General features: G+C 51.9%; 8 protein-coding genes and 1 tRNA gene. 6 read left to right on the top strand and 3 right to left on the bottom strand.

All coding sequences use genetic code 11. The features are described from left to right. The first annotated feature begins 236 nt into the window (after nt 1–236). Nucleotides 237–1,244, top strand: coding sequence for a hypothetical protein (locus G0P99_RS21255; protein ID WP_164132484.1), 1,008 nt, complete (start codon nt 237–239; stop codon nt 1,242–1,244). 110 nt (nt 1,245–1,354) lie between these two features. Here G0P99_RS21255 and G0P99_RS21250 read toward each other — a convergent pair whose 3' ends face one another. Beyond that, the gene (locus G0P99_RS21250) at nt 1,355–1,597 is read right to left on the bottom strand and encodes a helix-turn-helix domain-containing protein (RefSeq protein WP_164132483.1); all 243 of its coding nucleotides are present in this window, start codon (nt 1,595–1,597) and stop codon (nt 1,355–1,357) included. Nucleotides 1,598–1,679: 82 nt separating this feature from the next. On the opposite strand from G0P99_RS21250, the gene G0P99_RS21245 reads away from it, so the two are divergent. Beyond that, on the top strand, nt 1,680–2,288 hold the full coding sequence (locus G0P99_RS21245; RefSeq protein ID WP_164132482.1) for a hypothetical protein: 609 nt from the start codon (nt 1,680–1,682) through the stop codon (nt 2,286–2,288). On the opposite strand, the gene G0P99_RS21240 is transcribed toward G0P99_RS21245, so the two are convergent. Continuing rightward, the gene (locus tag G0P99_RS21240; protein ID WP_370462865.1) at nt 2,285–3,862 is read right to left on the bottom strand and encodes a tyrosine-type recombinase/integrase; all 1,578 of its coding nucleotides are present in this window, start codon (nt 3,860–3,862) and stop codon (nt 2,285–2,287) included. The genes G0P99_RS21245 and G0P99_RS21240 overlap by 4 nt on opposite strands. Nucleotides 3,863–4,292: 430 nt before the next feature. Here G0P99_RS21240 and dsr1 point away from each other — a divergent pair, with 430 nt between their 5' ends. The 4 genes from dsr1 (at nt 4,293) to G0P99_RS21220 (ending at nt 9,747) form a co-directional block, all read left to right on the top strand. Next, complete coding sequence (dsr1, locus tag G0P99_RS21235) at nt 4,293–8,030, top strand: anti-phage defense-associated sirtuin Dsr1 (protein WP_164132480.1); 3,738 nt, start codon at nt 4,293–4,295, stop codon at nt 8,028–8,030. Nucleotides 8,031–8,577: 547 nt separating this feature from the next. Next, on the top strand, nt 8,578–8,751 hold the full coding sequence (locus tag G0P99_RS21230; RefSeq protein ID WP_164132479.1) for a hypothetical protein: 174 nt from the start codon (nt 8,578–8,580) through the stop codon (nt 8,749–8,751). After that, nucleotides 8,738–9,133 (top strand): hypothetical protein, encoded by a 396-nt coding sequence (locus G0P99_RS21225; RefSeq protein ID WP_164132478.1) that lies wholly within the window; start codon nt 8,738–8,740, stop codon nt 9,131–9,133. Before G0P99_RS21230 ends, G0P99_RS21225 begins: the two co-directional genes overlap by 14 nt. A gap of 59 nt (nt 9,134–9,192) precedes the next feature. Continuing rightward, nucleotides 9,193–9,747, top strand: coding sequence for a tyrosine-type recombinase/integrase (locus G0P99_RS21220; RefSeq protein ID WP_164132477.1), 555 nt, complete (start codon nt 9,193–9,195; stop codon nt 9,745–9,747). Between the two features lie 62 nt (nt 9,748–9,809). On the opposite strand, the gene G0P99_RS21215 is transcribed toward G0P99_RS21220, so the two are convergent. Further along, a tRNA-Cys gene (locus tag G0P99_RS21215) sits at nt 9,810–9,883 on the bottom strand. Nucleotides 9,884–9,897: the final 14 nt, after the last annotated feature.

Here is a 9,897-nt window from a genome sequence, read left to right as displayed (position 1 = left end):
CATAACCCGAAATCCATAAACAGAGGTGGCTCACTTCTCGATGAAAAACCCGGCTCACTTCTGGGTGGAAATCAACACACTGTTCCCATAACCCCAAATACATCCAAGACATCCGCAACGCTTTGCGCGAAACCGGGATGCTGGACGATACCGCCCGAACAGTGCGGCTGCGGCTCAGGGAGAGCTTCAAGCAGACTGACTTGTATCAACGGGATCATGTCTGGGTGAATGACCGGGTGCGCAACCCGCGCGACGGTGTAGCAGGGCTGGACGCCTACAAGATCGAAGGCCCTTTCGCCTATCCCAACCTGATGACAGGCCGTGTAACGGAAGCCTCTGCTTTTGGCGGTGGACAGTTGACGCTGAAACCGTCGAGCAAAGAACCCGTGTCCCGCGACTTCAAACTGGCCGATTTTGGCAGGACCATTCTTGGCTTTTCGATGGACACCAACGACTTCTTCCACTTCGCCAACCTGCGGACCTATTTCCCGCAACTCGCCAGCGCCTCACAGTTTGTCACCTCTGACACTTATCTTGGCGGTGTGACTGTGAGCGTGCGCGGCTTGCCCGATGACTTGGACAACCTGACCGCACGGCAAAAGCTGGATATCACGCATTATGTCCTGCACCAGATCGAAAGCGGCGTGAAACGCGAAAGTGTCGAGTATATCGGCACCAAGGACTTCAAGCCCTATCCCATCAAGGACCGCTTCACCGACAAGGTTCTGAAACTGCGGATCGAAGGTGAGACCGGGCTAAGCTGGACAGAAAGCAACGTGCCGGGGCTGGATCAGATCGACCTGAGCGGCAAGGACTGGCACGCTTATGACGACAGTTTCGGGACCGATCAGGAAAAGCACTTCATCAAGTACATGCACGATCAGGAAGCCCGGTTGAGGGATGTTTTTGACGACTTCTATCTCCTGCGGAATGAGAAGGCGGTAAAGCTGTATGACTTTGACACGGGACGTGCCTTTGAACCGGACTTCGTTTTGTTTCTGAGGAAGAAGGGTGAGGACGCCAGCACGATCTTGCAGCTATTCATCGAACCCAAAGGCGACCATTTGCGCCCGCAGGACGACTGGAAACAGGACTTCCTTGCGCAAGTGAAAGCCAAGGCGAGACTTGAAATGGTTTTCCAAGGGCGGGATTATACCGTTCTCGGACTGCCATTCTTCAATGATACAGGCCAAACCAATATCGATTTTAAATCGGCATTCGAGACTGAGGCGCTGGACGCATAGTCCGGTTCCCTCGGTCTATATGTGAGGGCCTGTCTAAACGTGCGGGTTTGGAGGGTGTGTACATGGTTTCTCCCCACCACTGGGGCAAATAAGCAGAGGCCGGTGCGGGTTCAGTCCGACATCTTGGCCAGCTTGCCCACAATCTCTGTCGGATCGAAGCCCAGCACCTCGCCCAGCTTGACCAGTTCCACCACATCTACGCGGCGTTGACCGCTTTCCAGGCGCGCGATGAAGGACTGATAGACCTTCATCCGCTCCGCAAGTTCCACCTGCTTCAAGCCTGCCTCGCCCCGCTTCTCGATGAGGTAGCGGACAAGAGCATCATGCCTATGATCTCCAAGGGTTTTAGGCATGAACGCCCCATGCTGTTGCACTGGGTGCGTTGACTATATCTCAAAACTAGGTATCTAAAATATAGATACGAAAGGGTGCCACATGCTGATCACTGTTTTGGTTGTTGTCGTTATTTTTGTTTCTTTTCAATGGTTTCGAAAGAGGCGCGAGCTGAACCGTAGGAAGGATAGTAAACCAGATTGGGCTATTGGATATGCGAGGTATTTTCTTTGTGATGTCATCAGTCGCGTCCAAAACGACGAAGAGGTTTTAAGCCTCTTCGTGAACGCGAGTCGAAAGGGATTGCCTGATCTAAATGATTTCAGTTCGCAGAGCACAATAGTTGGTCTCAAAGCATACGCAAACAGTCAGGGAGATTTGAGCAGGCTAAACGATCAATCAGCGATCCTCTCTCTGTCACAAGCAGTAGCCGTAGAAGCTCAGACTGCCCTTCAAATGGCGGCCTCTCGACCAAATATAGACAGTTACCTTAAAGAGTTCGATCCAAATATCAGCGATGCTGCGCTACAGGACGCAGCGCAGGACATATTCGTCGCTGTACACAGGCCTATTTTGACCGCAGATGGCAAGCGTGCATTGTGTGAACTGTTAAGACACTACCTTATGCGTTTCTTTGAAAGACAGCACGGGAAGCCATTCTATGAGTATGCGACACATGCCAGTCAAAAACTTGCGGAAGGTGCTAGCTAAACTGATAACTCGTCAATGGCTTCCTTGAGTTGGGTCAATGTGTAGCCTTCTCTAAGATAAACTTCTTGCGTCACACCGGACCGGGCGTGGCCAACGATGCACTGGATAACCGGCTCTGGCACGTTTGCTTGCCCCAGCCGCGTTACCACCGTGTGCCTCAGGCTATGGAATACAAGACCCGGCTGCTTGATCCCCAGTTTGGGCAAGAAACTCTCATTGCACCAGCGGCCCAAGTTGCGACCGTAACCGCCATTGGTATTGTAGCTGTAGTCTGGGAACAGGCGTGTGCCACTCCTGCGACTGCCCACAAAGTCGAGAAAGCCCAAACGGATCAACTCTAAGTGCAGCGGCACCTTGCGCCTACCAGCCTTTGATTTCACGCTTTTGGTGTCGTCGCCTTCGTCGGTGATGTTCAGGAACCATGTGTCGCCGTCCCGCTGCACATCGGCAATGTCGAGTTGGCAAATCTCGTTCAGACGCGCCCCAGTGAACATGCCCAATAGCATCCCCCACTTATGGCTGTCTTTGCGCACCAGCCCGGACAGGTTTTCTGTCAGCTCGGTGTAGATCAGGCGCGCTTGGTCCGGTGAGAACGGCTTGCGCTCACTGTCGCTGGACTTGTCCTTCTTTACCTTCATGCCTTCAAAGAGCGTGTGCGGTGAATGCCCGTGCCGTTCCGCCCAGTCGAAGAACATCTTGAACATCTGGATGTGGCTGTTGATCGTTTTGGCTGCGATCTTCTTGTGCCCCGGTTCCTTGATGACCTGCATCAGCGGCATGGCCTTCAACTTGGGCTTGGTGTTCCGGCTGGCCGGTAGCGCCTGCAAAACCTTTTTGACCTCGCTCGCATCCTGTTTGTTGATTGTGGCAAGTAGGCGGTCAGGGCCGAAGTATTCAATGAGGATGTTCAGGTAGGCCCGGTTTTGCCCGATGGTTTTGCCAGCCCATTGCCGGGAATGCTCCGCTATGAAGTCTTCCACCGCCGCACCCAAGGGCGATGAGGCTGGCAGAGGGGGCGCAGGAGGGGAAGGAGCGATGGTTGGGGCATCCTCATAGGAATAATGCTCAAGGCGTTCAGCGGCTGCCAGAACGACTCTGAGCAGGTCCCGGCGACCCTTTCGGAGTTCCCGCTGCATCATGGGATGGCTGTCTTGCCAGTTTTGCGCTGTCAGCCCCGATTTTCTGAGGAACGGTCTGACGGGCAGGTACTTGTCGCTCACCATCTCCATATCCAGATAGCTTTCATGGTCCAGCATTTCGCACCGAATGTCCTCCAATGCGTTCTTCGACAGGCCGTGCCGGTCCAGCCAGTCAAGGTACTGGTCCAGTTGTGCCCTAAAGTACGCTTGCACCTTCTCGCGTATCTCGCTTTGTCGCAGTCCTGCCAATTTATTGTTCTCGCGCAGTAGTCGTCCGCAGGATGCAAGATGACGGGCCAAATCGCCAGCCCGATCATAGCAACGTGTCTTTAGGGAAATACGGATAGTTGCTCGCTTTCCCTCTATGGATAGGGGGATAGGCCAGCGAAAGTAGTAAATGCCATGTCTTGAGAGGCTTAGATAGGATGACAGCATCATAGGGCGTGTGTCCCACTTTGTGTCACACCCGACCGTTCAGGCGCTAACCCTATGAATTAGAATGAAATGGAGGCGAGTACCGGAATCGAACCGGTGTACACGGATTTGCAAGACTAGGTATCATACTGATAATAAGTAAAAATATGTTTAGACGGGTAGAAAAACTCGGCAGAACATACGGTGAATGTTTAGATCGGTTCTGTGGACCAACCTGTTTCGCAGTAAGACACTAACTGGAGTTTTCCGAAAGACAGCAGCGTGCAAAAAGAAAGTGAACTAGTCTGCCCTTAGCTGCCGTAAAGCGGCTCGCAAATTGATGTCCGCTCTGCGTCGTCCAAGATTCACAGAGACCAAAGTCTTCGCTTGTCACGGAGCCATGGCCAAACTATCCCTGACACGGCACCATTCCGATTTTTTTGAGTATTAGATGCAGTACATTCCCAATGGCCCAGACATTCCAGAAGCCCTATTAGAAGCTCATGAAGATGGGAAAGTGGTTTTCTTCTGCGGGGCAGGAATATCTTACCCCGCAAAACTACCAACCTTCCACGGTTTGGTAAAAGCCGTATATCGTGAACTCAACGAGACATACGATGGTGCCGAAGCCGAAGCTTTCAAAGCGTACAAGTATGATACAACCTTAGGCCTCTTGGAGCGAAGGCTCCCGAACGGTAGACAGAGAGTGCGTGAAGCAATTGCAAGCGCTCTCCAACCAAATTTAATCGGGAAAAAATCGACGCAGACCCATGAGGCTCTTCTTCGACTTGGCAAGACACGCTCAGGTGCCACCCGGCTCATTACAACAAACTTTGATCGGGTTTTTGAAGAAGTTATAGAGACGAAAAAGACCCAAACACCAACCCACGCGGCCCCGCTGCTACCAGTTCCAAAGAACAGGTGGGACGGTTTGATTTACCTGCATGGACTTTTAGACGGAACAGGCTCCGAAACGAACCTAAACAGCTTGGTTGCTACAAGTGGTGACTTTGGCTTGGCTTACCTTGTTGAGAGATGGGCTGCGCGCTTTGTATCCGAACTGTTTCGCAACTATACAGTCTGTTTTGTTGGGTACAGCATCAACGATCCCATTCTCCGCTACATGATGGACGCTTTGGCTGCCGACAGCATGATGGGCGAAGATACACCGATCGCATATGCTTTTGGGAACTACTCACGAGGCAAAAAGGACCAGACCGAGAGCGAGTGGGCCACCAAGAATGTTGTTCCCATCCTATATAAAAACTACCGACGCCACTATTACCTGCATGAAACGCTTCATGCTTGGGCCAATAGCTATCGAGATGGTGTCAACGGCAAGTCAGCTATCGTGGCGCGCCATGCATACCACAAACCAAGTGGAAGCACCGTACAGGACGATTTCGTTAAAAGGATGATATGGGCGTTGAGCGACCCTACAGGTCTGCCGGCAAAGCACTTTTCGCAACTCGATCCTGTTCCACCAATCGAATGGTTAGACGAGTTCTCCAACAGGAGATTTGGCATTGAGGATCTCCCTAGATTTGGTGTGCCTAGGAGTGATCTCTTCAACACAGGTCATAACCCAGAATTCAAATTCAGCCTTCTGTCCAGACCTGCTCCATCCCATCTGGCTCCTCGAATGTCGCTTGTTGACCTCAATCGTAGGCAAGGTTCCGATTGGGACAAGGTGATGGATGCGCTGGGGAGGTGGTTGGCAAGACACCTGGAACAATCCGATGCCCTATTCTGGGTTATTGGGCAGGGTAGCAATCTAAGTCCACGTTTCGAACGGTACCTCAACAGAGCTTTAGAGGATGCAAACCACCTTAGCCAAGCCATGCGAAAGCTTTGGGAATTTGTAGTTTCGGGCTACGCGCGATCACGCCACTACAATGGTGGCCTCTACGGGTGGAAAGAGCGCTTCACGACACACGGGGACACACCGGTTGTAAGGCAAGAGTTCAAGGAGGCACTACGACCCTCACTTAAGATTTCTCGCCCATATTCTTTAAGAACAGCTCGCTCCAGTGATACTGGCGAAAGGATTTCATCGATTGCTAACGTTGAAGTGGCACTAGCATCCGATCACGTTCATTCGGCATATGAGGGCATTCGGGATATTGAAAAATTCGAAGGCTTTCTAGCACATATTCTGACCGACATTTCAGAGCTGTTGTCGGAAACACTCGGGCTTATGTGCGAAGCTGAAATTTCATCTGAGCTTGAAGACTACAGCTACATACAACTCCCGTCGATTTCAGATCATGAACAGAACAAGGATTACAACGACTGGACGCTCTTGGTGACCCTGTGTCGCGACTCTTGGTTGGCCACCGAAGATCACAATAGCGAAATCGCAAAAGCGATGCTAACGATCTGGGCGAGTTCCAAGCATCCCGTATTTCGCAGACTAGTTTTTTTCGCGTTAGCGCAGAGTCCCAACCTCGTTTCGTTTGACACATCGATGTCGTGGCTCTTGGCAGACGGCGGGCATTGGCTTTGGTCGACCTCGACAATGCGAGAGGTAATGCGCTTGCTGGTTTCATTTGGCCCAATTTTGACCGCTGGTCACATGCAGAGGCTCCAAGATGCAATAGTCGAAGGACCTCCTAGGACACGCTTCAGAGATGATATTAGCGATGATGATTTTGAACGTTTTTCAGATCGTATGCGCTGGTTGAGATTGAAAAAGCTCCTTTCAAATGGAGGCGCCGCAACAGGAAACACTGAAGCTTTCATCGCATCTATAGAAAAGCGCTATCCTGAATGGCAATTGGCGCCAGATGACCGCGATGAATTCCCTATGTGGAGTTCCAACGGGGCCGACATTGTTGAGGAGCAACTTCCTCGAGATTTCGACGGCCTAATTTCTAGACTTAGGGGAAAGCCAAGCGTCGATGACCTCCACGCGCCGGATGATTGGGCGAAGATATGTAAAGACAACTTTGACCTCGCGATAAAGGTATTGAAGAAGCTTTCTGAAGAAGATCAATGGTATCCAGAACGTTGGAGGCAAGCGCTTTATGCTTGGGCCAATGACGAAAATAGCCCTCGAACATGGCAGCACGTAGTACCAATTCTTCTAGATATGCCTGACGCTAGCTTTGCTGAAGCTCTGCATGCGATTGCTTTGTGGTTAAGTCGGATATCAAAAGACATTCGTGAGCATGAAGAGGCGTTCTTCGCGCTCGTCGATCGAATAATAGACACCGGCACCAAAACCGTCGGAGCTTCCGACGATTTTTCGCTCAATTACGCCATAAACCATCCGGTTGGATATGCCGCAATTTCACTCTTGAACTGGTGGTTCTCAAAGGAACTTGAAGATGATCAGGGTCTTCCAGACGAGCTGAAGGACCGATTTGCAGAGATGTGCAATGCCGATAATCAGTCCCTTTGGATAGGTTCTGTTATTCTCGCCCAACAAATCATCCCGTTACTGCGTGTGGATCAGAACTGGACCAAAAAGTATTTGATACCAGCGTTTGAGTGGGACGCAGGCGTTGCAAAAGCCGCCGCGATGTGGGGCAGTTTTTTACATACCCCAAGAATCTATCTACCAATGCTTGAATTGCTAAAATCCCCATTTTTGGTAGTTCCTGACCACATTGATGTTCTGGAAGGACAGTGCCTTAAGCAATACACGTGGTTCTTAACCTATATTGCGCTAGGCGAAGCTTCGGTTTTTAGCTCCAGTGAACTTAAGGAAGTATTTACCAAGCTTCCTGCCGAGAATCTCGAAACCGTCGCAAAAACATTGTTCCAAGCCTTGCAGGGCGCAGGGGAACAACAAGAGGAGTACCTAAATAACCGAGTCATACCATTTGTGAAAAGTTTTTGGCCCAGTAAACCCGAAGCGCGGACCCCAGCTACGTTCCGGTACTTCGCGCAGATGGCAGCAGTATCTCGAAACGGGTTTGAAGAGGGGTACGCCTGTTTCAAAAATCACCTAGGACAGACAAGTGATTTTAGCTATCTACTCAACCTTTTGAAAGACGGTGAACTCGCCGCTAAATATCCTAGCGAAATACTGGCTGTATTGAATGCCACAATCCCTCAAGAAGTTCCCTTTTTGTATGGCGGTTTGGGTCCTTTGTTGGCCATTATCCAGAACGCCAATCCTGCCCTCTCAAATCACCCGAGCTTCAATCGGCTGACCGTCTTGTCGCAGCAATACGAAAACTAGGGCGTAGCAAAGCAGTCACTTGGGGCGATCAGAGCGAAGGTCCGCTCCCCACCCAACGCGAATTCGTGCGGAGAACAGTTTAGACGGCGCTCTAGAGGCGCGTAAAGGCTATACCGTGACCCTTGGGGTGCAAAATGGAGTAAAGGCGCTCCCACGAGCTGTTTATCGCGGTTGCTCCATTGATTGACGCTGCCTTGGTCCTGCGGCCTCGCAGCAACACAGCCCCGTTCCTCCGGAGACCTCAAGTATCGGAGGAGGAGCGGGGCGGGCCACCTCATGCATACATTACTTGTTGGGATATGCAGTTAGTGACACCACTTCTGTTCGACGCGTCAGCGCGGCGTCAGAAGTGGTGGAACGTTACAAAAAGTGCCATTTTCGATCACGAATTGTTTCAAGCGGTATATGCAGTTAGTGACACCAACTGAAAAGCTCGGTTGCTTGCCCGGAATCGCGTTTCTAGACTCAACCCTACAAGTAGTTTGCATGAGGACGAGGCCTCATTCAGCCACCCGGCTGCGCGAACTCAAGGGTCAAGGAGCTGGCGATGTCGTTGGGAACAATTGAGAAAAAGGCACTCAGTTTGCTCAGTGCGTTGGAGAGGGCGGGCAAGTCGGTCAGCTCTGTCGCGGTCGAAGGCCGCAGGATCGAGATACTGCTTTCCACCGGAGAGGCCATCGACGAGTTCGACAAGCTGGAGATGCGTCATGGCAAAGCGTGAGCTACCCAAGCACGTCTACCGTCAAAGGAACGGGATCTACTTTCAACGTCGTGGCTGGCCGTCCCGCAAGTTCCAGAACGAATTCGGGACACCAGAGTTTTGGAAAGAATACGCGGACATTCTGTCGGGCGAGAGGCAGGCCCCGCGCGTTGTATCGCGCAATTTCTCCGCCTTAGTTGACCATTATCGCAGATCGCCCAAGTACAAGCGCCTGAAGCCGCGTACCGCGCTCGACTACGACAAGTATCTCGATTTCTTCAAGTCAATCATGGGCGATGCCAACCCGGCGGCAATGAAGCGCAAGGATGTGATCCGGTTGCGCGATGCAAACGCCGAAAAGGCTTATTCGCAAACTACTCATTGCGGGTTCTCCGCGTCCTGATGGAGTACTGCGTCGATCTCGGGTGGCGGGAAACAAACCCCGCGAAGGGCGTTCCCGAATTGAAGACCGAGAAGTCAGAGCGTGAGCCGTGGCCGCTGGAGCTGCTGGAGGCCTATCGGGCGGCTTGCCCACTCGGCACCAGGGAACGGCTGGTGATGGAGCTATGTGTCGGCACAGGGCAGAGGATCGGAGATGTGCTGGAAATGCGTTGGTCCGATATTCAGGACGGTGCCTTTGTCATTCGGCAAAATAAGACCGGCAAGGAACTCTGGGTGCCAATCCTGCCAGAGCTGCACGCAGCCCTTGGCGCAGCAAGTCGGCATTCTGTGTTCATACTGACCAATGAGCGCGGAACTAATCGCTGGTCCTATCGTGGTGCATCGCAGGCGGTAAGGAACGTCAGAGAGCGCATCGGCGCTGTCGATTACGACATCCACAGTTGGCGCTACAACGCGGCTTGTGAGCTGGTTGAAGCTGGCTGTAGCGACGACCTGGTCGCCGCTGTCACGGGCCAGAGTCCGGCCATGGTCCTGCACTACACTAAGAAGGTTCGGCAGAAGATCAGGGCCATTCAGGCGCAGCAAAAGAGAACGGAACAAAAATGGAATGTTTAGACGTTTGTTTAGACCACAATGAGCGGCTAATCACGGCATTCGTCTAAGTCATTGATTTTGTGTGGAGGCGAGTACCGGAATCGAACCGGTGTACACGGATTTGCAATCCGCTGCGTCACCACTCCGCCAACTCGCCTTTCTAAGTAAAAT

The sequence above is a fragment of the Ruegeria sp. PrR005 genome (genome assembly GCF_010500245.1).
Lineage (GTDB): Bacteria > Pseudomonadota > Alphaproteobacteria > Rhodobacterales > Rhodobacteraceae > Ruegeria_B > Ruegeria_B marisflavi.
Note: the sequence above shows the minus strand (reverse complement) of the source record. Positions and strands in the feature narration are given on the sequence as shown.